Annotated in this window: 23 protein-coding genes; 12 read left to right on the plus strand and 11 right to left on the minus strand. The window is 70.5% G+C overall.

What is annotated here, in order from left to right:
* Nucleotides 1–1065, plus strand: a 1065-nt coding sequence (locus I0C86_RS28150) for a condensation domain-containing protein (RefSeq protein WP_230394922.1), incomplete at its 5' end; no start/stop codon positions are given.
* 36 nt (nt 1066–1101) lie between these two features.
* Here I0C86_RS28150 and I0C86_RS28155 read toward each other — a convergent pair.
* The 5 genes from I0C86_RS28155 to I0C86_RS28175 all read right to left on the minus strand — a co-directional run bounded on the left by I0C86_RS28155 (nt 1102) and on the right by I0C86_RS28175 (nt 6877).
* Nucleotides 1102–2031 carry a glycosyltransferase family A protein gene (locus I0C86_RS28155; RefSeq protein ID WP_196204324.1) on the minus strand — a complete coding sequence of 310 codons (930 nt, stop codon included), beginning with the start codon at nt 2029–2031 and terminating at the stop codon, nt 1102–1104.
* A 112-nt stretch (nt 2032–2143) separates the two neighbouring features.
* Nucleotides 2144–2785 carry a PIG-L deacetylase family protein gene (locus tag I0C86_RS28160; RefSeq protein ID WP_196204325.1) on the minus strand — a complete coding sequence of 214 codons (642 nt, stop codon included), beginning with the start codon at nt 2783–2785 and terminating at the stop codon, nt 2144–2146.
* A complete protein-coding gene (locus tag I0C86_RS28165) occupies nt 2785–3600 on the minus strand; it encodes a sugar phosphate nucleotidyltransferase (RefSeq protein WP_196204326.1) in 816 nt (271 codons plus the stop codon). The genes I0C86_RS28160 and I0C86_RS28165 overlap by 1 nt, the downstream gene beginning before the upstream one ends.
* Entirely contained in the window at nt 3597–5192 is a 1596-nt protein-coding gene (locus I0C86_RS28170) for an FAD/NAD(P)-binding protein (protein WP_196204327.1), read from the minus strand. The genes I0C86_RS28165 and I0C86_RS28170 overlap by 4 nt, the downstream gene beginning before the upstream one ends.
* Entirely contained in the window at nt 5192–6877 is a 1686-nt protein-coding gene (locus tag I0C86_RS28175; RefSeq protein WP_196204328.1) for a glycosyltransferase family 2 protein, read from the minus strand. Before I0C86_RS28175 ends, I0C86_RS28170 begins: the two co-directional genes overlap by 1 nt.
* 248 nt (nt 6878–7125) lie before the next feature.
* Here I0C86_RS28175 and I0C86_RS28180 point away from each other — a divergent pair, with 248 nt between their 5' ends.
* From I0C86_RS28180 to I0C86_RS28225, 10 genes are all read left to right on the plus strand, one after another.
* Nucleotides 7126–8082 (plus strand): thiamine pyrophosphate-dependent dehydrogenase E1 component subunit alpha, encoded by a 957-nt coding sequence (locus I0C86_RS28180; RefSeq protein ID WP_196204329.1) that lies wholly within the window; start codon nt 7126–7128, stop codon nt 8080–8082.
* Entirely contained in the window at nt 8079–9095 is a 1017-nt protein-coding gene (locus I0C86_RS28185) for an alpha-ketoacid dehydrogenase subunit beta (RefSeq protein WP_196204330.1), read from the plus strand. The genes I0C86_RS28180 and I0C86_RS28185 overlap by 4 nt, the downstream gene beginning before the upstream one ends.
* A complete protein-coding gene (locus tag I0C86_RS28190; protein ID WP_196204331.1) occupies nt 9088–10236 on the plus strand; it encodes a 2-oxo acid dehydrogenase subunit E2 in 1149 nt (382 codons plus the stop codon). Before I0C86_RS28185 ends, I0C86_RS28190 begins: the two co-directional genes overlap by 8 nt.
* A gap of 3 nt (nt 10237–10239) precedes the next feature.
* Nucleotides 10240–10506, plus strand: a complete 267-nt coding sequence (locus tag I0C86_RS28195) for a phosphopantetheine-binding protein (protein ID WP_196204332.1) — start codon at nt 10240–10242, stop codon at nt 10504–10506.
* Between the two features lie 33 nt (nt 10507–10539).
* Complete coding sequence (locus I0C86_RS28200; RefSeq protein WP_196204333.1) at nt 10540–11133, plus strand: hypothetical protein; 594 nt, start codon at nt 10540–10542, stop codon at nt 11131–11133.
* Nucleotides 11130–12098 (plus strand): hypothetical protein, encoded by a 969-nt coding sequence (locus I0C86_RS28205; protein WP_196204334.1) that lies wholly within the window; start codon nt 11130–11132, stop codon nt 12096–12098. The genes I0C86_RS28200 and I0C86_RS28205 overlap by 4 nt, the downstream gene beginning before the upstream one ends.
* Nucleotides 12095–13474 carry a condensation domain-containing protein gene (locus I0C86_RS28210; protein WP_196204335.1) on the plus strand — a complete coding sequence of 460 codons (1380 nt, stop codon included), beginning with the start codon at nt 12095–12097 and terminating at the stop codon, nt 13472–13474. The genes I0C86_RS28205 and I0C86_RS28210 overlap by 4 nt, the downstream gene beginning before the upstream one ends.
* Before the next feature lie 359 nt (nt 13475–13833).
* Nucleotides 13834–14160 carry a helix-turn-helix domain-containing protein gene (locus I0C86_RS28215; protein ID WP_196204336.1) on the plus strand — a complete coding sequence of 109 codons (327 nt, stop codon included), beginning with the start codon at nt 13834–13836 and terminating at the stop codon, nt 14158–14160.
* On the plus strand, nt 14153–15046 hold the full coding sequence (locus I0C86_RS28220; RefSeq protein WP_196204337.1) for an ABC transporter ATP-binding protein: 894 nt from the start codon (nt 14153–14155) through the stop codon (nt 15044–15046). Before I0C86_RS28215 ends, I0C86_RS28220 begins: the two co-directional genes overlap by 8 nt.
* On the plus strand, nt 15043–15813 hold the full coding sequence (locus tag I0C86_RS28225) for an ABC transporter permease (RefSeq protein WP_196204338.1): 771 nt from the start codon (nt 15043–15045) through the stop codon (nt 15811–15813). The genes I0C86_RS28220 and I0C86_RS28225 overlap by 4 nt, the downstream gene beginning before the upstream one ends.
* Before the next feature lie 82 nt (nt 15814–15895).
* Here I0C86_RS28225 and I0C86_RS28230 read toward each other — a convergent pair whose 3' ends face one another.
* The 5 genes from I0C86_RS28230 to I0C86_RS28250 are packed head-to-tail and all read right to left on the minus strand — an operon-like array spanning nt 15896 to nt 20088.
* A complete protein-coding gene (locus I0C86_RS28230; RefSeq protein WP_323373884.1) occupies nt 15896–16663 on the minus strand; it encodes a thioesterase II family protein in 768 nt (255 codons plus the stop codon).
* Nucleotides 16660–17754 (minus strand): HAD-IIIC family phosphatase, encoded by a 1095-nt coding sequence (locus tag I0C86_RS28235; protein WP_196204339.1) that lies wholly within the window; start codon nt 17752–17754, stop codon nt 16660–16662. The genes I0C86_RS28230 and I0C86_RS28235 overlap by 4 nt, the downstream gene beginning before the upstream one ends.
* Nucleotides 17751–18914: an acyl-CoA dehydrogenase family protein gene (locus tag I0C86_RS28240; RefSeq protein WP_196204340.1), complete on the minus strand. Its 1164-nt coding sequence runs from the start codon at nt 18912–18914 to the stop codon at nt 17751–17753. The genes I0C86_RS28235 and I0C86_RS28240 overlap by 4 nt, the downstream gene beginning before the upstream one ends.
* The gene (locus tag I0C86_RS28245; RefSeq protein ID WP_196204341.1) at nt 18911–19207 is read right to left on the minus strand and encodes an acyl carrier protein; all 297 of its coding nucleotides are present in this window, start codon (nt 19205–19207) and stop codon (nt 18911–18913) included. Before I0C86_RS28245 ends, I0C86_RS28240 begins: the two co-directional genes overlap by 4 nt.
* An 11-nt stretch (nt 19208–19218) precedes the next feature.
* A complete protein-coding gene (locus I0C86_RS28250) occupies nt 19219–20088 on the minus strand; it encodes a 3-hydroxyacyl-CoA dehydrogenase family protein (protein WP_196204342.1) in 870 nt (289 codons plus the stop codon).
* A gap of 518 nt (nt 20089–20606) precedes the next feature.
* Between I0C86_RS28250 and I0C86_RS45205 the strand changes: the two genes are divergently transcribed.
* Complete coding sequence (locus I0C86_RS45205) at nt 20607–21689, plus strand: helix-turn-helix transcriptional regulator (protein WP_196204343.1); 1083 nt, start codon at nt 20607–20609, stop codon at nt 21687–21689.
* 45 nt (nt 21690–21734) lie between these two features.
* Here I0C86_RS45205 and I0C86_RS28260 read toward each other — a convergent pair whose 3' ends face one another.
* A complete protein-coding gene (locus tag I0C86_RS28260; RefSeq protein ID WP_196204344.1) occupies nt 21735–23264 on the minus strand; it encodes a class I adenylate-forming enzyme family protein in 1530 nt (509 codons plus the stop codon).
* Nucleotides 23265–23459: the final 195 nt, after the last annotated feature.

The following is a 23459-nucleotide window of genomic DNA, read 5'->3' on the forward strand; positions in this document are numbered from 1 at the left end:
GTCGAGATGCGGTCGGCGGCGGCCGCGCTGGCGCTGCGGCGGCTGGCCGCGCGCACCGGTCGCAGCCGGCCGAGCGTCGTGCTCGCCGCCGTGTGCGCGTTGCTCTCCCAGCGCACCGGGGCCGAGGATCTGGTCTTCCCCACCCTGGCCAACAACCGGGCCGAGCAGCACCTGCAGGGTTACATCGGTACCCTGGTACAAACCGTGCTGACCCGGGTCGAGGTCGGTACGGCGAGCTTCGACGAGCTGGTACGGCGGGCGTGGCTGGCGGTGGCGGCGTCCAGCAGGCGTGGCATGTACGACGTGGACCGGCGCCGGGAGATCGACCGCCAGGTCAGCTCGGACCGCGGCATCCACTTCTGCTTCGAACCGCTGTTCAACAGCCCGCTCGTGGACCGGCCCGACGACCACGAGCCGCCCGCCGCCGGACCGCCCGTGGCCGTGGCCGCGACCACGCTGGCGCGTCGACCGATGCGCCGCACGCTCACCCTGCTCCGCTTCGACCTGCACGAGTACGACGACGTGATGCACCTGGAGCTGTGGACGGGCGACACCAGCCGGGTCTCCGCCGACGCGGCGGAGTCGATGCTCCATGCGCTGGAGCGGCTGCTGGCAGTGGCTGCCGAGGGCGACGTGGACCACGAGCAGATGGCGCGGACGCTGGACCTGCCGCCGCTGTTGCCCGGTCCGGACCTGCTGCGCGTCGACACGAGCTGGGTGGAACTGTCCGAGATGCAGCGGCTGCTGAATGACGCCTTCGGCCCCGGGCGGGCGCAGATCTTCCCGGAGGTGGGCGGCCGGCAGCTCGTCGCATACGTGGCGGCGAGCGAGTCCGTGGCCACCCCGGCACAGGCGCACACCGACTGCATGGCGGCGCTGCCGGGGCGGCACACGGCAATGGCGCCGCGCCACTACGTCCTGTGCCAGGTGGCGCCGGACGACCCGACCGACCCGGCGAACTGGCGGTCGGTGGTGAGCGAGGGTTCGGGCCGGACCGGCACGGATGGCGGCGTGCCCCAGGCGCCGGACGTGGCACAGGCCACGCCGGCATCGATGAGCGGTTAGTCGGGTTGGCCCCGGCAAAGCCTGCCTCGGGTGTACTCAGGCCGGAACGGGCCACACGGCCATGATCTCCCGGACCAGGGCGTGCTGCCCTTCGCGTTCCAGGGTGACCGCGAGCCGCCGGAGGAAGCGGGCGGTGAGGTCCGGTCCGGCGGAGGGGTCGAGAGTGCCCCGCTCGATGGCGATCCGCATCGCCTGCTGGAATCCGTCGGTCTCGACCTCCGCCTTGCGTCGGTAGTACCCGTCGCCGATCCGGCTGCGGTCGGCCGAGCCTCGGGTGTCCTGTGGGATCCGGTACCGGGCAGGTGTGTCGGGCAGGAAGGCAAACGCCGACCCGCCGGCCGACATTCGAAGCCAGGCGTGGGCGTCCTCGCAGCCACGTTCCAACGGGAACGGGTGGGCGAGGGCGAGGGGGGTACGCACCGCCACCGTGGAGGTCAGCGTCGTGTAACCGACCTCGGTTCCGATCGGAATCCACCCGTTCGGTCCGTCGACCGGCGTCTCGTGTGACTGGAGGATCTCCGCGACCGAGGGCGTCAGCCGCTCCACCGGAACCGGCCGGTCTTGTTCGTCGATGACCACGAAGGTGCTGTAGAGGAAGTCGACCCCAGGGCGCTCCTCGAACAACCGTCTGGTCTGCTCAAGGCGGCGCGGGTGGGCGATGTCATCGGCGTCCTGGAACAGCACGAACTCGCAGCCCCGGTGCGCCGCCCACCGGACCCCGAGGTTACGGCCGGCGCCCTGGCCCTGGTTGACGTCCTGCCGCAGGACGACGATCCGGTCCGGCGCCAGGCCGGTCAGGGACCGCAGTCGGTCGCGGGCCGACGGATCGGGTGACGCGTCGTCGACGATCACCAGGACCCAGTCGTGGTCGGTCTGTTCCAGCACCCCGCGCACCGTGCGGTCGAGGTAGTCGGCGGCCACGGGGCTGTCACCGAGGTACGAGGTGACGAAGGCGGCGGAGGGCATGTGAAACTCCTCAGTGTGGGCGGGTGACACCGGTCAGCGGATGGGGTGGTGGCACGCATCCGACGTGGTGGGTCGAGGCATGGGGCGCCGGCGCGGTGGGAGGTGGCAACGGTCAACCAGCCGTTCCCAGCCGGAGCATGAGTCTGTCGACGTCGAACGCCTCGGCGTACCGGGACCGGCACTCCATCCCGCGCAACCGGGCCAGTCCGAGGAACACCTCGTCGTCCCACCAGTCCCGGGACGTCTGCGACGGGAAGCACTGCGAGAGCAGGGCGGCCTTGCGCCGGGCCGTCTCCACGGTCATCGGTACGTAGACCTGGCGGGAGGTGAGGTCACCGTCCCACTTGGGGATCTCGAAGTGCATGATCACCGTGTCGCGGAAGGCGGTGGGCACCAGGTCGCCGAGCAGCCGATGGTCCTGGTGCTGATCGGTGCGGGCCGGGGCCAGCACGAGGTCGGCGTCACCGGCTCGGGCCGCGGCCTCGACGATGGCCTTGGTCTCGGCCCAGTACGCCGGCAGCCGACCGTCCGGAAGGCAGTGCAGATCGAACGAGACATCGGCGGTGGGCAGAAAGGCAGCCGCCGCGGCGCGGGCTTCGGCGTGTCGGTCCGGCGTGCCGGTGCACGTCACGTACCGCACCCGTACGCCCGGCGGCAGGCCGAGCAGCAGACCACCAGCTCCGATCTCGATGTCGTCGGGATGGGCGCCGATCGCGACGACCGATCGCACCCCGTCGAGCGGCAGAGAACGCATCAGCCGGTCACCAGCACCCGTCCCGCCGTGAGCACCGGCTGGCGGCGGTTCCAGAGCATCCACGGGCACGCCCCACGCTGGTACATGTCGACCAGTTCCGCGCGGTCCTTGAACGTGTCGACAGCCCGCCAGAACCCGGTGTGCCGCTGGGCCAGCACTCCGCCGCTCGGGATGAGTCGGTCCAGCGCGTGTGGCACCAGGTCCTCGCCCGGCCACAGAACGTCGAAGATCTCGGGACGGAAGATGAAGTATCCGCCGTTCTCCCACTGCGCCAGCTCGCGGACCGGCTGGATCCCGGTCACGGCACCGGACGTGGCCAGGTGGACGACGTGGTGGGTGGAGGCCGGCGGTACCGCGAGCAGGCTCGCCGTGGCCGATCCGCGCCGAAAGCGGTCGATCAGGGTGGGCAGGTCGGCGTCGGTGAGCGTGTCGGCGTAGTTGGCGAGAAACACCGGTTCGTCGGCGACCTGCTCGCGGACCCGCATCAGCCGCTCGCCCACCGTCGAGTTCGGGCCGGTGTCGATGAAGGTGATGTGCCAGTTGGTGATGTCGGTCGAGAACAGCTGGATGTCGCGACCGTTGGCCAGGCTGAAGTCGTTGGACTGGGTCTCGTCGTAGCGCAGGAAGTAGTCCTTCACCGCCGCGGCGCCGTAGCCGAGGCACAGGACGAAGTCGGTGAACCCGAAGTGGGCGTAGTAGCGCATCACGTGCCACAGCAGCGGCCGGTTGCCGATCATCACCATCGGCTTGGGCGTGGCATCGTCCTCACCACGCATCCGCTGGCCACGACCGCCGCAGAACAGTACGACCTTCATCGATGTAGACCCCCCCGTGACGGGCCCGGCGCGTCGACGCCGAGCCTCGTGCGGATCTCGCCGGCCACCCGTTTCGCCAGGACGTGGATCCGCGGAACGTTCTCGAGCGACCAGATCTGATCCGCGCCGCGGGAGGTACCGGCGAGCAGTGGGCCGAGGACGAACAGCCCGGGCGCCGCCTCGAGCCGTTCGTTGACGTCCAGTCCGCGAAAGGACGGGTTCGCGGTGACGGTGCCCGTGGCGAGCAGGTCCCGTAGCAGCGGACCGGCTGCGGTGCGGACGTCGGCGAACCCGCGGCAGTCGATCACCGCCACCGCCGGCAGTCGGGTGTCTCCGGCCGTGACGACGAGTTGCCCGGCCGGTCCGGGCGCCACGTCGGTCACGGCGGCGCGGCCGAGGCTGAGCCGACCGGCCGCCACGAGCCGGCGGATGGCCAGCGCGTAGTCGGTCGAGGTGTGCCGAATGGCCCGGCGGTACCGGGGCGAGTCGGTCTCCACGAAGCGACGGACCTGCGTCGGTGGCAACTGGGGCAGGGCGCTCCCGAACGCGGCGCCCAACGCCGGCAACATGTCCACGATCGTGTAGCCGCGGTCGCGGCCGGCGGCGACGTCGCGGATCACCGCCTCCACCAGTTCCGCCGAGGATGGCGGCTCCGTGCCGGCCGCCCAGACGGTTTCGAGGCCGGACAGTTCGCGGCAGGTGAAGGGCTCGGCGATGCCCGAGGGCAGCCCGTCCGGAAGGCGGCCGCTGCGGGACAGCACCACGACGTCGCTGGCGACCGTACCCTCCAAGAGGTACAGCACCTCGCAGGCGGCCGCCGCCGAGCCGAGGACCACCACCCGGCGGCAACCGTCATCCGGGGCGGCCAGCAGCCGGCTCAGCCGAGCCCGGAACGTCGGCACCTCGCGCGCCTGCGAGTAGCTGAAGAAACCCGGGTGGTCGGCCACGGGCGGTGGCGGGGGCAGCGGACTGCCCAGCCCGAGAAGCGCCGTGTCGACGGCGATCGGAGCGGGCGCGTCGAGGACCGTCAGCAGCCAGCCGTCGCCGGCCGCACGGACCGTCCGCACCTCCCCGGTCAGCACCCGCACCGGCACGCCTCGGGCCGCGAGCCGGCGCCGGGCCGCCGCGAAGCGCTGCCGGAGGAACTCACCGAGCAGGACCCTGGGCAGGAACAGGTCATCGAACCGGTCCTGACACAACTGGTCGGCGTGGTCCGCCAGCCACGCCGCGACCAGCGGTTCCGGATCGGCAGCGAGGTCCGCCACCCACCGCTTGCGGTGGGTGGCGAGCCAGTGTGCGAACCCGATGCCGGTGGAGTCGATCGCGGCCAGCCGGTCGTTGAGCAGCAGGGCGGCGCTGGTCCCGGCGGCATGGGGTTCGCCACCCCCGGTCTCCCCGTTGCGGTCCAGCAGGATGACCTCCCACGGCACGGGGGCGCCCGTGGCCGGAAGCTCGTCGGCCAGCGCCGCCAGCACGCTGGCCGCGACCGGACCTCCACCGACCAGGGCCAGCCGGCGTACGCCAACCGACGCCGCCGGCCCCTGCGCGCCGGGGCCGGTCGGTTCGGCACGCGGCCGCACGTCCGTGGACATCAACCTGCCTCGCCCGGACGGTCTGCCGCAGCGGGCGCGGGTCGGCCGTCCCGGTCCGGTGACAGGGGCGGACGGGCCAGTCGGTGCGGCGGGCCCAGCTCACCCGCCGCCAGTCGGTCCAGCACCCAGTCGACCCGAGCGGCGCCAGCCAGTCCGGTACCGGGCTCGGTTTCCCGAGCCCGTTCGAAACGCCGGAGGTAGCCGAGGAACAACGCGAGTCCCGCCGCCTGGTAGAGCGCGACGGAGACGTTCCATCCCACCTGTGCCGACCAGCCGGCGCCCGGCCGGAGTGCCCAGCCCACGCTGCCCAGCGCTCCGGCAAGCAGCATCGGCAGCACCCACCGGGCCCAGTGCCGGTCGACCCGTACGCCGTCCTTACGCGACCAGGCGAACTCCCGGGTCCGGACCAGCACGCCGAGCGCGCCGCTGACGAGAGCCGGCATGACCCCCCAGGCGTACGCCTCCAGGTACCGCGCCAGCGTGGTCCCCCGGTGCAGCGCCACGGTGACCGCGAGACTCAGCAGGTACCAGCCGACCCATACCGGACCGAAGACCAGGTACGGCACGGTCACCGGGCTCTCCCCGGTGAGCAGGATCGCCATCGGCACCAGCAGCAGGCCCAGCCGGGCCAGGCCGGCGAACTGACCCAGCAGGTAGCCGAGGAACACCAGCCGGACCCGAAACGACAGACCTGCGGTGCGCAGCGGGGAGTCCGGTGAGCGGACGAGCAGTTCCAGCGCGCCGGCGGCCCAGCGGCGCCGCTGGGTGTGGTACTCGCGGAAGCTGGTCGCCTCGAGACCGAAGGCCAACGGCTCCGGAACGGATACGGCGGTCCATCCCCGCGCGTGCAACCGCAACGAGGTGTGTACGTCCTCCGTCACGCTGCCCTCGGCGAATCCCCCGATCTCGTCGAGCGCGGCACGGCGTAGCACCGCCGTCGAGCCCATGAACATCGGTGCCCGGACGGCGTTGCGTGCGAGTTGCTGGCACAGGTAGAACGGGTACTGCTCGTTCCAACCGGTGGGGTTGTCCCGCAGCGGGCGGAACAGGAACGACCCCGTGTTGTAGTAGGTCTGTGGGGCCTGGACGTAGGCGACCCGGGAGTCGTCGAAGTAGCCGACCACGTGGTCGAGCAGGTCGGGCCGGGCGATGTGGTCCGCGTCGAGGACGAGGACGAGGTCGGCGTCGGTGTGCCGCAGCCCGTTGTTGAGGTTGCCTGCCTTGGCCGCCATGTTCGTGCCACGGGGCAGATAGGTGACGTCGTACCGGCGGCACAGGTGACGTACCTCGGACCGTTCGGCGTTCCCGAGCAGCAGGACCCGTCGGACGCCCCGAATCCGGCGCGCGGCGATGACCGTCGGCTCGATGATGGCGACGTCCTCCAGGTGCGTCGGGAGCAGGCAGTCGATGACGAGCCCGTCCTTCTCCGCCGGGCCGGGTCGTGGCACGTACAGCCGCCGGGCGGGAAGCACGCCAGCGGCGGTGACCAGGACCGCCACCAGGTCGACCGCGAGGGCGACGGGGCCGAGCACGGTCGTCGGGTCGGTCCAGACGATCCGCACGCAGAGGTACGGCACCAGCAGGACTGCCCAGGCCCGGTACAGGACCGAGCGGTGCCAGGGATCCGCCACCTGTCGGTATCGCACCACGCGGCCGGACGGGTCCGGCCGGACAACTTGTTCCATGAGACCGCCTTGTCGTCGCGGCCCGGATGACGGCCTTGGATCCGCGGCGATCCGGTACGCCGCCCAGCCCGAAGCCAGATCAATCTCTGCGACGGCCGATCGGAGTGTCAAGGCCGCCGGGGCAGGTGATGGACGGGTGAGGCAGGCACGAACCGGCTGGCCGGATGTGGCCACCGGAGCTGTGTAGACGCGGTGTACCTGCACTCGGCAGCCTGTCGGCACGGGCGTCGCACGACGGGGAGGTGGCGATGGATACCCGATCACGGGTGTCCTGGTCGGCGGAGTCGACTGGACCTCCAGACGGCCCTGCGGTCCCGCTGTCCCTGGACCCCACCGACCTCGACATGCTCCTGCTGATCCGGCATGTCGAACTCGGTCTGCTCAAGCTGTTCGCTGCCGGGCACCTGGGTGGTACGACGCACACCTGCCTGGGGCAGGAGTACGTTCCGGTGGCCCTGAACCCGTTGCTGCAGCCGGCATTCGTGTTCAGCAACCATCGGGGCCACGGTCACTACCTCGCCCAGTTCGGTGACGTCGCCGGACTGATCGCCGAGGTGACCGGCCGGGAGGGTGCCGTCTGCGGCGGCCGTGGCGGAAGCCAGCACCTGTACCGGACCGGCTTCTGTTCGACGGGCGTGCAGGGCGAAAACGTCCCGGTCGCCCTCGGCGCCGCACTGCACTTCCGGACGTCCGGCTCGGATTCGCTGGCGGTCGCGTACATCGGCGACGGCACGTGGGGTGAGGGCGTGGTGTACGAGGCACTCAACATGGCGCGGCTGTGGCGGGCGCCGCTCGTCGTGGTCGTGGAGAACAACGGCATCGCGCAGACCACGCCGACGTCGCGGGCGATGGCGGGATCGATCGCCGCCCGGGCTGCCGCCTTCGACGTGCGGTACGCCCACGTCGCCGTCAACTGTGTCCGTACGATCCGGGCCGAGCTGGCCGAGCCGCTGCGGCAGACCCGGGCCGGCGCGGGCCCGCTGGTCATCGAGTTCCGCACCGACCGACTCGGACCTCACAGCAAGGGCGACGACACCCGCGATCCGGCGGTGGTGCGCGAGCTGTGGGAACGGGACTGGGCGGCCGGCTACGCCCGGGCCTATCCCACCGAGTTCGCCTCGGCCGACGAGCGGCAGCGGGAGTTCGTCGCCGCGGTGACCGCCGAGGTGCTCGCCCGGCCACTCGTCGGGTCGGCCGCCGGATGAGCGTCGCGATCACCGGCCGGCGGGTTTCCGCTGGCCTCAACCAGGCACTGCACGACCTGTTCGCCGGGGACGACCGCCTCTTCCTGCTCGGCGAGGACGTCGTCGACCCGTACGGCGGCGCCTTCGGGGTGACCCGTGGGCTGTCCACCGCGTACCCGGACCGGGTGCTCGGCACCCCGATCAGCGAGGGCGGCATCACCGGGGTCGCGGCCGGTCTGGCGCTCTGCGGCGACAGGGCGATCGTCGAGGTGATGTTCGGCGACTTCATCACCCTGTGCGTGGATCCGCTGGTGAACTTCATCAGCAAGTCGGTGACGATGTACGGCCGCCGGCTGCCGATGGGGGTGGTGGTGCGCTGCCCGGTGGGCGGTAATCGCGGCTACGGACCGACCCACAGCCAGAACCTGCAGAAGCTCCTGTTCGGAGTGCCCAACCTGCAACTCCTGGAGCTCTCACCGCTGCACGATCCGCGGCGGACGCTGGACCGCGCCCTCGCCGGCGGCGAACCCGCCGTGTTCTTCGAGGACAAAGTACTCTACACCACTCCCGAGTACCGCGCTGGCCGCATTGACAACTGCCTGCGCTTCGCCCCGGTCGACGAGTCGTGGATGCTTGTCGACGCCGACGACGGCCCGGCCGACTGGGTGGTCATCGCCCCGGGGGGCCTGGTGCCCCGGCTACTACCCGCGATGCGGGCCGCCCTCGTCGACGACGAGGTGCTCACCCGGGCGCTGGTCCCCGACCGGCTGTGGCCGCTCGATCTGGACCCGGTGCTGCCGGTTGTCGGCGACGCGACCCGGGTCCTCGTGGTGGAGGACGGCCCTGCCGGCGGTGGTTGGGCCGCCGAGGTGACCAGGGTCTTGTACGAGCGGCTGTGGGGGCGGCTGCGGCATCCGGTGCGGATCCTCCAACCGCCCTGCGCTGTGATTCCGGCCGCCACTCATCTGGAACGTGACCTGCTTCTGCAATCGGAGATCATCTACCGGATACTCGCCGGAGGCGACGATGGGTGAACTGACCGTGCCCCGGCTCAACAGCACGGACGACAGCTACGTACTGGTGGAATGGCTCGCCGCCGCCGGCGACGCGGTGGACGTCGGCGACGTGGTGGCGACGGTGGAGACGTCCAAGGCGGTGACCGACCTGACCGCGGAGGCCGCCGGTTTCCTCTCCCACGAGCTGCCTCCCTCCAGCGTCTGCCGGCCGGGCGACGTCGCGGGACGGCTGTGGAGCACGGCCGGCGAGGCGCTGGCCCGACCGGCGGCCCCGCCGCCGCGCCCGGCCGAACCGGTCACACCCGCACCGGCCGACGCGTCGACGGTGATCACTCGTGGCGCCCGGGAGCTGATGCAGCGGCACGGCATCACCGAGGCCGCCGTCGAGGCGCTCGGGAAGCGGGTGGTCAAGCAGGCCGACGTCGAGTCCCTCGTCGGTGCCGTCGAGGCGCCCGGCGTTCCGCTCCCGGCTCACCAGCGCGCGGTGGCCCAGGCGGTCAGCCAGTCACATGCCACGATCCCCGCGGCGTTCACGGTCGTGAAAATCTCGGCCGAGGAGCTCCGCCGACGGCGTCGGAGCCTGGGTGAGAGGACCCGGACCGCGGTCGGGACGACCGAACTGTTGGTCGCCGCCGTCGCGGCACTGCGGCCGCGATTTCCGCTGTTCTTCGCGAAGGTACGCGACGACCTCGCGGTGACCACGATGGACCGTTCGGACGTCGGCGTCACCCTCGATGTCGGTCGGGGATTGTCCATCGGGGTGGTCCACGACGAGGTTGCCCTCGACCCCACCGCCGCCGCCAACCGGCTGATGACGCTCCGGCTGCGGGCGATGCGGGGCACGTTGCGGGAGGACGACCTGGCCGGGCCGACCATCGTGGTGTCACTGCACACCGAGCCCGGCGTCGTCCTGGCCCAACCGATCATCCTGCCGGGACTGTCCTGCACGCTGTCCGTGGCTGGCATGCAGCAGGAGCTGCGGCTCGATGCCGACGGGCGACCTGTTCCCCATGAGTACCTCTACGTCGGTGTGGCCTACGACCACCGCGTGATCAACGGTGCCGACGCGGTCGCCTTCCTCACCGCGTTGCGCGACGACCTGGAGACCCGGCCGACGGATCCAACCGGAACCTCGACCAGCGGAACGAACGGAGTTTGACGGATGCGCGACTGGCCGCAGGAGTTCGAGGACGTGCTCCTTCCCCACCTCCCGGACCACGACGCCACGGAGCCGCTGGATCCGGACGCCCCCCTCGGCGACGCGGGCCTGACCTCGCTCGCCGTGGTGGGACTGATGGTCGACCTGGAGAACGCGTTCGACTTCGAGTTCGAGGAGGACCGGGTGACGGCGGACACGTTCTACTCGCCGCAATCGCTCTGGACCGTTGTGGCGGAGCACCGGGCCGCCGACCCGCTTCCGACCGGCTGACCCGGCGTCCGGTACCGCAATCAGGGGGAACAGGTGGACCAACACCCGACACGACCGGAACCGGCCCGCCGGCCGTTACTGCTCGTCTGCGCCGTGAACGACCGGCGGGCGGCGGCGGTGCGACGTGCTGCCGTGGTCGGCCTCGGCAACGTTCCAGGACTCGATCACATCGACATCCGCACCGTCGTCCCGCCGGCCGGGCCACCGCCGGGCTGGTTGGCCGGTGCGGTCGCCGCGACCGTGGACCGACCGTACGCGCTACTGGTGGAGTCGACGGCGGTTGGCGAGGCGTTCGACCTGGGCGGCCGGACGCTGACGCCTTACCCGTTGTTGCAGGTCCTCGTGGCCGGCGTGCCCGAGGCCGGTGCCGCCGTGCCGGTTCATCCGGCCGGGGTGTCGCTGGTGGCCCTCGTGCCGGCCGGGGCTCCGGAGGCGACCCGGAACGCCGCCGTCGGGTGGCGCCGGTGGTCCACCGGTCTGGTCGTCCGGGTGCTCGACCACGGATCAGACCTGCTCGTCGACAGCCCCACCGACGTCCTGCGGGTGGCCTGCGAGGAGTTGGGGGTCCTGCCGGCCGTCATCCCCACCGGCCCGGTCGTCCGTACGCCGACGGGAGCACCCGCGTGACCGGCCCGGGCGTGACCGCCACCAGGATGGGCCGAACGGCCGTGACCGGCGCCGAGTTGGCCGCGAGGACGGCCGAGGTTGTGGCGGCGCTGACCCGCATTCCTTGGTCGGTGCGGCGGTTCGCCGTTCCGGCGGCAAGCGTCGCGACGACGTACCGGCTGGACCGGACGGTGCTGGACATGGCCACCCGCGCCGGCCTGCCGTGCATCGGTACCGCCGACGACGCGCTGTACGACATGCACGATCTGACGAACCTCGCCCTCTACCTGCCGATGCGAACGCCGCACCGGGCGGCCATGCGGTTCTGGGCGCAGGTGCTCGACCGGCCCGACGGCGAGCAGCGGACCTACCGGATCACCTATCGGACGGCCTGCCCCGCCCCCGGCCACGGCGGGCCCTGTGTGATCACCTTTCACCTCCCGGACGGCACCGCGGTGACGGTTCCCGCCGAGGACGGTCGCCCGGTCGAACACACCGTCGACGTCGTGCTGCGCAACGACTGGCCGGCACTGCCCGCGCCACTGGCCGACCTGGCGGAGGAGATGTCGGCCATCCAGTTCTTCCGGCTCCCCGACGCGATCCGGTGGGACGTCGACTTCTCGACCGCGAATCTGGTCGCCGACTGCGCGGGGATCGCCCGGCTGCTGGCCAACGGGGCGATGGAGCGGGGTTGGCAGAGCCGGGTGCGGTACGGGCTGATCGTGGCGCCGCCGTTCTCGATGCCGCACTTCTGGGCGGAGTTCCGGATCGACGGCCAGTGGGTTCCCTGTGATCCCGGTCTGATCAACGGCATGGTGCGCTGGGGTGTCCTGCCCGCCGGCCGGTGGACGCCCGACCGTTCCCTCGGCGGCCTGCTCGCCGGCATCTCGTCCCACTACCGCATGGCCGCCTTGCACAACGGGTTCCCCATCGACTCCTCCTTCCCCACCCACCAGGTCCAGCGCCCCGACGGAGTCCGACCATGACCGCACCTACCGCGAGTTTCGACGGGCTGACCAGCCGGACCGGGCCGCTCACCTGGGCCCAGCGGTGGTCGTGGGACGTGCTACGGGAGCTGGTGCCGAAGGAGGACCGGCTCAACATCGTGATCCGGGCCGAGGTCACCGCCGGGTTGGGTACCGACAAGGTCCTCGCGGTGGTCACCGACCTGGTGGGTCGGCACGAGACCCTGCGCACCACCTATTCCGTGCTGCCCGACGGCGATCTCGAGCAGGTGGTGCACGGCAGCGGTGAGGTGCCGGTGACCATCCGGGACGCAGGCGACGATCCGATCGACGGGGTCGTCGAGGAACTGGCCATGGAGTTGTACCGGGGTCGCTTCGACCTGGCGGCCGACCTGCCGATCCGGGTAGGCGTGGTCACCCGTTCCGGCGAGGCCACGCATCTCGTGGTGGTCCTGTCGAACATGACCGTGGACGGTTGGGGGATCTATCTGCTGGAGCGGGAGCTGGCCGCCCGGCTGGCCGGCGACGGGGTGTCCCGGGCGCCGTGGCCGGGGCAGCAGCCGCTCGACCAGGCAGCCGACGAGCGGAGTCCGGCGGGGCTCCGGGTGGCGGCTGCGGGCACCCGGCACTGGGCGCGCGAACTGGCCCGAATCGCCGAGATTCCGCAGCCGCTGCGGCGCCCGGCCGGGGAACGCCCCCGTTTCTGGTGCGCCGAGTTCACCTCGGTGGCCCTGTCGCAGGCCGCGCACCTGATCGCCGAGCAGCGACGGGTTCCGCCGTCGGCGGTCCTCCTCGCGGCGGTGTCGGCGCTGGTCGGTCGTCATCTCGGACAGCCCTCCTGCGGGTTGTTCGTGGTGGTCAGCAACCGCTACCAGCCGACGGTACGCGGCACCGTGGGGAAGCTCTTCCAGTCGTCACCGGTCTGCCTGGACCTGGTCGGCGAGTCGTTCGGCGACCTGGTGGAGGCGACGTCCCGTCGGCTGCTGAGGGCGTCCAGGTTCGGTCAGTGTGATCCGCTCCAGGTGGCACCGCTGGTACACGGCGATGGACCGCACCGGGGAGCGCACCTGGCCCTGCCGATGGTGTACGACTACCACCATCGGGAGGAGGCTGGGGCCGACCGCGTGGTGGACGGGATCGACGGGCTGCGGGCCGCCGCGGTCCACTCGACGTTCCGCTGGCTGGACGCGTTGGACGAGGAGAACATGTGCCTCTATGTGCAGGTGCACGAGTTCGGCGTGCGGGCGCGGGTGGTGTTCTGGATCGACACCAACTACCTGTCCCGCGCCGACCTGGCCGCCATCGTCTTCGGCGCGGAGCGCCTGCTGATCGAGGGGGCCGCCGCCGAGGTGCCGCTGGATCGAATCGAGGTGGTAAGCGGCCTCAACACCAAGTGAGCGCTCTGTCACAGAAGAGCAACCGTCCATTATCGGTTGACGTCGGCGAAGCGCCTCGACTCTTCGGTTGAAGGGTTGCCAAAAAACGACCACCGGTCCGCTACCGCACATCACACCCCGGCGTATATATTGAACGACCAAATTGATCATGGTGGCGAGCGAGGCAGAAGTCACCGAATGTGAATGACCGGTAGTCCTCCGAGGTCGACACCATCTCAACCGAGGCGACATCCATAACAGACAACGCGAATCCGCGCTCGACTTACGCCCGAGGCATTGACCTTGACCACCCCACACCAGCTCACTACAATGCGACTCGCAAACGGTTGATCATCGAATCTCGCACGGGGGAGTCAAGGATGCCAGAGCCTGAGCTCAACACACAATCCAAGCGTGATTTTTCGGACAACCTTCCCCTGAGCAAGCGCGAGCTCGAGGTACTGGAGCTTGTCAAGGACGGCAAGACAAACCGCACCGTAGCGGCCCGTCTCGGCATTTCTGAGCGCACCGCGCGAGAGCACGTCGCTCGAATCCTCCTCAAACTCGGCGTCGGTTCCCGCGTCGAGGCAGCGGTCATTGCGACGGAATGGCGGATCCGGCGCCAGATACATGGTTCGCACATGCCAGAGAATTTGCCGGACGGTCAGCCGAATAGGCAAGGGACCGGTGTCAAGGCGAATGTCTGACGATAGTCTTGTCGCCACGGATCTGGTCAAACGGTACGGCTCGGTGGCCGCGCTGGACGGATTCCACCTGACGGTCGCGCCCGGAGAGATTGTCGGACTCGTTGGTGCCAACGGTTCCGGAAAGACCACCTTCGTGGAGGTGGTCACCGGCCTCACCCGGGCCGATCAAGGCGAGGTCCGGGTGCTGGGCATCGACATCCGGCGAAAGGCGCGGGAGGTCCGGCGCCACATCGGATTCACCCCACAGGACATCTCCCTGTACTACTCCGCCACCCCACGGGAGAACCTGCGCCTGTTCGGTGGCCTGGTCGGCCTGCGCCGTGCCGCGCTGGCGAGTGCCATGGCCGAGGCCATCGCCGAGATGCAGCTCGACGCGGTGCTCGACCGGCCGGTCGGTCTCCTCTCCGGCGGCCAGCAGCGGCGGGTCCAGGTCGCCAGCGCCATGCTCGGAGCGCCCGCCCTCATGCTGCTCGACGAACCCACCGCCGGGGCCGATCCGCCGACCAGGCAGTCCCTGCTGGCCGCGGTCCGGAAACGGGCCGAAGCCGGCGCCGCGATCGTGTACACCACCCATTACCTGCCGGAGCTGTCCGACCTGGACGCCACACTCGCGGTCATCCGCGACGGCCGCGTGGTTGCCCGCGGTGATCAGGCCACCCTGCTGTCCGGGCTGGTCGGCGAGGTACGTGTCCGGCTCGCCGACGCCGTACCCGACCGGCTTCGCGATCGTGGCGAGGTCGTGGACGGTGAACTGCGGATCCCGTCCGCCGATCCGGCACAGACCCTGGCCGAGCTACTGGCCGACGGCCACGTACCTGCCTCTGTCGACCTTCGGAAGCCAAGCCTGGACGACCTGTACCGGGCGCTGGAGGTGACCACGCCGTGACCGACTCCGCCGTCTGGACCAGGGTCGGTTCCCTGGTCCGCCTCAACACGACGCTGCTGCTGCGCGAGCCCGGCCCCGTGATCAGTCGGCTGCTCATGCCGCTGATCCTGATCGCCGTGCTGCACCCGCTGTACCGCGCCGCGCTCTCCGGCAGCGGAGCCGCCGCCGGCACCACCCAGATCGTCGCCGGGATGCTGGTGATGTTCTCGCTGCTCGCCCTCTCCATCGTCGGCTCCGCCATCCTCACCGAACGGGTGTGGCGCACCTGGGACCGGCTACGGGTCACGCCCGCCGCAGCCTGGGAGTTGATCGCGGGCAAGGTGGTGCCCTCGTTCGTCATCCTGGTGCTCCAGCAGGTGCTGATCCTCGCCTTCGGGGCGCTGCTGTTCGGGCTCCCCGTACGCGACATCCTCCTGCTCGCCGCGGCAGTCGGCCTCTGGGTGGTCACCCTGCTCTGCATCGGAACCGCGTTGGGCACGCTCGCCCGCAGCCACAGCGAACTCGCGGTCCTCTACGACATCGGTGGCCTCGCGCTCACCGTGCTCGGAGGCGCCCTCGTACCGCTGAGCCTGATGCCGGACTGGGCCCGGATGGCGGCGCCGCTGTCGCCGGGATACTGGGCGATGTCCGCCTTCCGCTACGCGCTGGAAGGCGACGTCACCGCCATGATGCGGGCCAACGGCGTGCTGCTGTCGCTGGCGGTGGTGTTCGGCGCCGTCGCGAGCTGGCGGATCCGTCGCGGCTGGGGTCGCTCTCACCTGCTGTGAACCCCTCACGCGACGACGTGGGAAGGGAATGCCGGCCCCGCCGGGCACATTCCCTTCCCACGTTTCGAGGTGGTACGTCGGCTCAGGAGGCTTCGGGGACCAGTCGTGCTGCCAGTCCGTCGACGATGCGGGAGTGTACGAACGCCGCCTGCCGCACCACGGCGAAATGGTCACCGGGCAGGACATGCAGGGTGAACGCGCAACTCGTCTGGGCCCGCCAGGCCGCCACCCCTTCCCGGCCGGCCCGGCGGTCCGCGGTGGCCGCGAACGCGGTCACCGGCACGTCCAGCGGGGGCTCCGGGGCGTACCGGTAGGTCTCGTTCACCGACAGGTCGGCCCGCAGCAGCGGCAGGATGGTGGCCAGCAGATCCGGGTCGTTCAGCACCGCCTCGGGGGTACCGCCCAGCCCGCGCATCTCCGCGACCAGCTCCTCGTCGCTGACGTCGTACAGCGGCGCCGAGGTGGCGGCCAGGTGCGGCGCGTGCCGCCCGGCCACGAACAGGTGCTCGGGCGCCGGCCAACCCCGCCTGCGGATCTCCCGCACCAACTCGAAGGCGAGCAGCGCGCCCATGCTGTGCCCGAACACCGCGAACGGCTCGTCGAACACCGGCGCGAGCGCCTCCACCAGGTCGGCCGTCAGCGCCTCGGCGTCCCGGTACGGCTCGTCCCAGCTCCGGCCCTCCCGACCGGGTGGCTGCGCCAGCACCGGCACCACCGTGGAGGCGAGCCCCTGCGACCAGGCCCGGTAGACGGAGGCGCCGGCGCCGGCGTGCGGCAGGCAGACGAGCCGGACCGCGCCGGGGGGCCTGGTGCCGGTGCCGAACGGCAACCAGGGTGTCCGCGCGGTCACGGCGTCGCCGTCCGGATCGGATCGGTAACCAGGCGAACGTAGGAGGCTTCCGGAAGCTCCAGGTCGGCATCCCGTTCCAACACCACCCGGTCCCCGTCGCGGGCGATCTCCCGGAATCCGGCGAAGGCGTACGTGACCTGCATCATTCGGTTGCGACCGGTCTCCACGAAGTCGGCGCGCAGGGTCGCGCCGTCATCTCGGGCCAGCCGCGTGACGTGGTTGAGGAGCACCATGCCCACTCCGCGGGACACCACCCGGCAGGACATCAGCAACAGCCGCAGGTCCCAGTGCAGATCGCCCTTCTCGACCAGCGCGAGGCCGATGGTGCCGTAACTGCCGAACGTGTCGGTGAGCGAGGCGACCAGCAACAGGTGGTCGTCGCGGACCCGGATCGCGTCGAGTTCGTCGTACGAGTACGTGCGACCGGTCGAGTTGAGCTGGTTGGTACGTAGCGTCAGTTCCTCGGCCCGCTGCAGGTGCTCCCGCTCGGCGTGGACAATCGTGAACACCATGTCGAGGCTGCGAAGAAAGTCCTCATTGGTGCCGGCGAACTCCCGCTCGGCCTCGGCGCGAACGCTCTGCGTCCGGTACATCTCCCGACGGTTGCGCGACTCCTCCGTGACGAACCGCGGCTCGAACTCCGGCCACCGGATCGCGTCGGCGAGGTCGACGACGTCGACGCGGAGCACCTCCGGTACGGCGTACGCCACCTCGGCCAACTCGAACGGTTGGTCGTCGACGAACGCGATGGCGTCCAGACCGATGTTGAGCGACGCGGCGATCCGCTGGATCGACTCCGACTTTGGCTGCCAGCCGATCTCGGGGTGCAGGAACAGGTCCGTCAGGCCCAGCTCCGTGAGCCGTTGCCAGGCCGCTGCCCGGTCGTTCTTGCTGGCGATCGAGTGCAGGATGCCGACCGAGTCGAGGTGACGGATCACCTCCACCACCTCGGGCCGGACGTCGCATGCGTCGCCCTCCAGCAGGACGCCGTTCCACAGGGTGTTGTCGAGATCCCAGACCACACACTTGACCCGGCCACGTCGGTGCGCATCCGGCACCTCGGGGCCGCGCACCGCACTATCCGTAGTCATCTCACAACCCTCCGGAACACCTCGTCGGCAATGGTGATCTGCTGGATTTCCGTGCTGCCCTCGATGATTTCCATGACCTTCGCGTCTCGGTAGAAGCGGGCGACGGGGGCGTCCTCGGCGCAGCCCGCCGCACCGTGGATCTGCACCGCGGCACTGGCATGCCGGGCGGCCGCCTGAGAGGCGAAGTACTTGGCGATGAACGTGGCCATGAGACTGTCGGCAGCGCCGGCGTCCTTCAGCCGGCCGGCCCGGTCACAGAGCGCGCGGGCCGCGTACAGGTCGGTCACCATGTCGGTCAACCTGGCCCGGATCAACTGGAGGTCACGCAGCGGTCCACCACCGACCCGGCGGCTGGTGGTGTATTCGGCACAGGCATCGACGCAGGCCTGGACGATGCCGACGGACCCGGCCGCGACGCTGTACCGGCCGAGATCGAGCACGCCGGTCATCACCATGCCGGCGGCGAACCCGTCCGGCCCGAGCAGCGCGTCCGGGCCGGCCACGGCGTCCCGCAGACGGACCTCGGCGAGCATGCTGCTGCGCGTGCCGAGCATTCCGTCGATCGGCACCACCTCGACGCCAGGAGCGTCCCTGGGCACCAGAAACGCGGCGACACCCCGCTCGGTGCGGGCCAGGACGAGGAACAGGTCGGCCCGCTGTCCGTTCGTGATCCATCTCTTGATGCCGGTGAGCACCCAGTCGGAGCCCCGGCGTCGCGCGCTCGTCGAGATCTGGGTGGCGTCGCTGCCGACCTCCGGTTCGGTGAGGCAGAACGCGCCGAGGACCGAGCCGGAGGCCAGCCCGGTCAACCACCGCGTCCGCTGTCCGGTGTCACCCCAGCGCTGCACCGCCCAGGCGACCATGGTGTGGACGGTGAGCAGGCTGCGCAGGGAGGAGCAGCCCCGTCCGACCTCCTCGTGGACCGCGCCGAGCGTGAGCAGGTCAATGCCCTGCCCACCAGCCTCGACCGGCAGAAACGGGGCCCACAGACCGGCCGCCGACACGGACGCGAGCAGATCCTCGGGGACCCGTCCGGCCCGTTCGTACTCGGCCACCCGGGGTACGACCTCGCGATCGACGAACCGGGCCGCCGAGGCGCGGTCGACCGGGGCCGACGGGTCGGCGGTCGCCGTTGCCGCGATGGCCGGCACCGGCCTCATCCGGAGACGGCGACCGGGGCGGCCTCGGCCGGAGAACCACCGGAGCGCATGCGCTCGAACAGGGAGACCATCCGGTCGACGGAACGGAAGTTGTCGATCTGCAACTCCTGGTTCGGGATCGTGGCCCCGAACACCTTCTCCAGGAACACCACGAGTTCCATGGCGAACAGGGAGTTGACGTAGCCGAGCGCGAAGATGTCGTCGTGGTCGGCGATCTCCTGCTGTGGGTACCGGCCGGCGATGAACTCACGGACCTGCGTCCGGATCTCGGTGAGCGTGAGCTCGGATGACATTGACGACCGCCTTATCTGGCCGGGAGCACCCGTCCGTACTCGTCGTAGCTGTAGAAGCCCTTGCCCGTCTTGCGACCGTGCAGCCCCGCGTCGGTCATGTGCTTGAGCAGCGGGCAGGGCCGGTACTTGCTGTCGGCGTAGCTTTGGTAGAGCACCTCTACGCTGTAGAGAATGGTGTCGACCCCGATCAGGTCGGCCGTCTCCAGCGGGCCCATCGGGTGGCCGAAACACTCCCGGAAGACCTCGTCGACGGTCGGCGCGTCGGCCACCCCCTCGTGCACCAGGCAGGCCGCCTCATTCACGGTGAGCATGAGCACCCGGTTGGAGACGAAGCCGGCGGAGTCCTTGACCTCGATCGCCTTCTTGCCGATCGCGCCGAGTACCTCGCGGATGCGGTGCATCGTCTCCGGCGAAGTGTGGTGTCCGGGGATGAGTTCCACCGCGGACTTCATCGGCACCGGGTTCATGAAGTGCACCCCGACGACCCGGTCCGGCCGCCGGGTGACCGACGCGATCCGGGTGATCGGGATGGCGGAGGTATTCGCGACGAAGATCGTCCGGGGCGGACACACCCGGTCGAGCGATCCGTACAGCTGCTGCTTGAGGTCCCAGTTCTCGGTGATGTTCTCGATCACCACGTCGGCCTCGGCGAGCGCGTCCACCTCGACGTCCACCGTGATCGCGGCCATCATCGCGGCGACGTCGACGGCCGGTCCACCGACGAGTCGGCTCAACCGTCCGTTGCGCTCGATCTGCGTCAGGGCCTTCTCCAGGGACGCCTTGTCGACATCGACAAGGACCACCTGGTGCCCGGTCTGGGCGAAGTTCTGGGCGACGCCCACGCCCATCACCCCGGCGCCCACCACTCCCACGACGGTCACGACTGGCTCCCCCTAGAAGCGGCTGAGAATGGGCTGGACAGTGCGGAACCCTTGCGGGCAGGCGCGATGAGGTGGCGCCCGACCGGGCGGTAACCAGCCGGCGGGCCGGGAAGCCCGACCCGGGTGACGGCGGCGGTCGGGGACCGCCCCCGAGAACGAGACCCCCACTATGGACGATCGTCGCGACCGTCACAACCGGCGGAGCGGCCACGGCCGATCGGCCTAGTCCGGTTGGCCAATTGCTTGCGTGACCTGCTCCGGGCAACACTGCCGCAAGTGATGGGAGCGTGCCCACGCCGTCGGCAGGGAACGAGCCGGTTCCTCTGCCGAGGGCTCGGACAACCGCCATTCGACCGGTCGAACTGTGGTTACCTCCACAGTCTGGCCATCCCCCTTGACAACACCCGTATCCAGACGAACCACACCGGCACATCCGCTCGGTGGATCCACCCGCCAGCCAGCGACCAGCAGCGATGCGCGAGCCACCGCCTCGGTGTGGTCCGATCGAGGAGTTGAATGTGACTCGTTCCATGTCTCTGGCCGTCGACACCGGCGGATCCGAGCCCGTCGACCACACCGCGTCCACTCAGGACGAGTGGCGTACGCAGCCGGCACCGCACCCCACCGACCTCGAACTCGGCGACACCGCGGCCGCCGTGTACGCGCACGCGCTGCACAGCGGCCAGATCGGTGGTGCGGAACAGGCACCAGTGCTCAACATGACCCGCGAGGACCTGCGCGCGGTGATCGACCAGCTCGTCGACCTGCGCCTGCTCCGACCGGTCGGAGGCGACCCCGACCGGTTCGCCCCGCTGAATCCCGAGATCGCGGCGGCATCGCTCATCTCGCCGCTGGAAGCCGAGATCCACCAGAGGCAGACCCTGATCACCAGCATCCGAGCCCAGATGGAACCGTTGCGTCCGCAGTTCGAAGAGCGGCTACGGCGGCGCACCGAGCCACCGTCGACGGTACGGACGCTGCAGGACACCGCAGAGGTCCTGGGCTCGCTGCACGTCGCCGTCGACCGGTGCCGCGAGGAGGTGTCGTCGGTACGCCCGCGCCGGACCAGATGGGACGACAGCCTCGACGCCGAGCTGGCCCGGGACATCTCCGTGCTGCGCCGGGGTATCCGACTGCGCGTGCTCTACCAGCACGCCGCCCGGGCCGACCTGGCCACCCGGGCGTACATCCGGAAGATCACCGCGGCCGGCGCCGAGGTGCGTACCACCGATCAGGCGCCACGGCCATTCGTCGTGTTCGACAACGAGATCGCGATCGTGCCGGATGCCGAGGGAGCGTTGGAGATCAGGAGCAGCCCGCTCGCCCGGGTCCTCTGCGACGTCTTCGAGAGCCTGTGGCGCGCCGCACTGCCGCACCGCCCCGACGAGGCCGGCTACCAGGACGCCGCCGGGGAGATGCAGAAGACCATCGCGCGGCTGCTCGCCGAAGGACTGACCGACGAGGCGGTCGCCCGCCGGCTGGGTATCTCGCCACGGTCCTGCCGCCGGCACATCGCCGCCCTGCTGAAGCAGCTCAACTCGGTGAGCCGGTTCCAGGCGGGCATGCTCGCCGCCAAAGCCGGAATAATTCCGCATGACTGAGGACCGGCCGGGTGCCGGCTGGCCACTGCCCTGGACCGGCCGCCGTCACCGGGTGAGCCGACCCGCGAGTGCCACCCGGTCGGGCTTGCCGTTGGCGGTGAGCGGGATCGCCGGAAGCACCCGGCAGTCGGTGGGCACCTTCGCCGCCTCCAGCCGGATCGCGAGTTCGCGGAGCACCTGCGCGGGGGTGAGGTCGGTGGCGACGAACAGGACGATGTCTCGGCCGGCCGCCGGCGGCAGCAGGGCCGCGCCCGTGACACCGGGGATGTCCTGGGCGGCCGCCTCGATCTCCACTCCGCTCGCGCGTACCCCGTTCCGCTTGAAGATCTCGTCCCGGCGGCCCACGAACACCAGCTCACCGTCCGGGTGAAGATAGCCGTAGTCGCCGGTGTGCAGCCGGACCTCCCCCGTCTCGGGCGAGCGCCGGAAGGTCCGGTCGGTCAGCTCGGGCGCCCGCCAGTAGCCCGCCATCACATGCCCGCCACGCACCACGATCTCACCGACGGTCATCGGCGGCACCGGGCGTTCCGCCTCGTCGACCACCAGGACCTCGGTGCCGGGCAGTGCCGGGCCCACGGAGTCCGGCCGCAGCAGGTCACCGTCCTCCGGCTCCCGCACCGTGATCCGCTTGCATTCCGTGGTGCCGTACATCAGGGCGATCGAGGCGCCGGGAAAGCGATCCAGCAGGAGGCGGACCGCCGGGGCGGGCAACGCGGCACCGGTGTTGGTGAACAGTCTGACCCCGGTCGGGCGCGGGTCCCGCGCGGCCAGCGTGGTCAGCATGGTGGCCACCGACGGCACCAGCGGAACCACCGTCGCACCGGCCGCACGCACGCTGGCGAGCAGCCCGGCGTTCGGGGCGTCCGCGGCGAGGACCACCTCGGCACCGGCGAGCGCCCCGAGGAACACCTGGTAGAGACCATAGTCGAAGGAGAGCGGGAGCCGGCAGAAGATCACGTCGTCGGGCCGGTAACGAAGCACCCGGGCGATCGCGGCGGCAGCGAAGACCACCGCGCGGTGCGGGCAGACGACCGCTTTCGGCGTCGCGGTCGTTCCGGAGGTGTACAGCAGCAGCGCGACGTCCTGACCGATCACTCCGGTCGTCGAACGGTCGAGGTCGTGACCGGTGGCGGCGGCGAGCACGTCCGACAGGGCGACCGCGCCCGCCACGCCCGACAGGTCCATCTCGTGCTCGTCGAGCACGAGCAACGCCGGTTCGGCATCCGCGACCACGGCAGCAAGGTGGAACGGCTTCATCTGGACACTGATCGGCGCGAACGCGGCACCGACCCGGAACGTCGCGAACATCAGCGTGACGAGGTCCCGCTGTCGCCGGGTCCGCACCAGCACGCGGTCGCCCCGCCCGATGCCACGCCCACGCAGCCAGCTCGCCAGGCGACGGCTCGTCGCGTCGAGTTCGGCCCAGGTCCACACTCCCCCACCGTCACGCAGGGCCGGCCGGTCGGGAAAGCGCTCTGCCGCGTCGTCGAGCAATTCGTGTACGAGTTCGCCGAGGGGGGCGGCACCTTCGCCGAGGTGGCCGACACCGGAGTGGGCCAGGGTAGCGCCAGCCATTTTCTCACCTCAGGCTTTTCCAGGACCGTGATGGTTTTCGTCCAGCGGCCGCCGAATTGTTTGCCAACCCACACCGTCGGTCGTTTCGGGCGCCGTCCCACATCCGCCGGCGTTTTGCGCGGTCGGCCGTTGAGTTCGGCCCGGACACGACGCCGGGGGTTCATTCCCCACCCGGACCGCGACCCGGGGAGAATT

It is taken from the genome of Plantactinospora alkalitolerans, from assembly GCF_015690345.1.
GTDB classification, from domain to species: domain Bacteria; phylum Actinomycetota; class Actinomycetes; order Mycobacteriales; family Micromonosporaceae; genus Plantactinospora; species Plantactinospora alkalitolerans.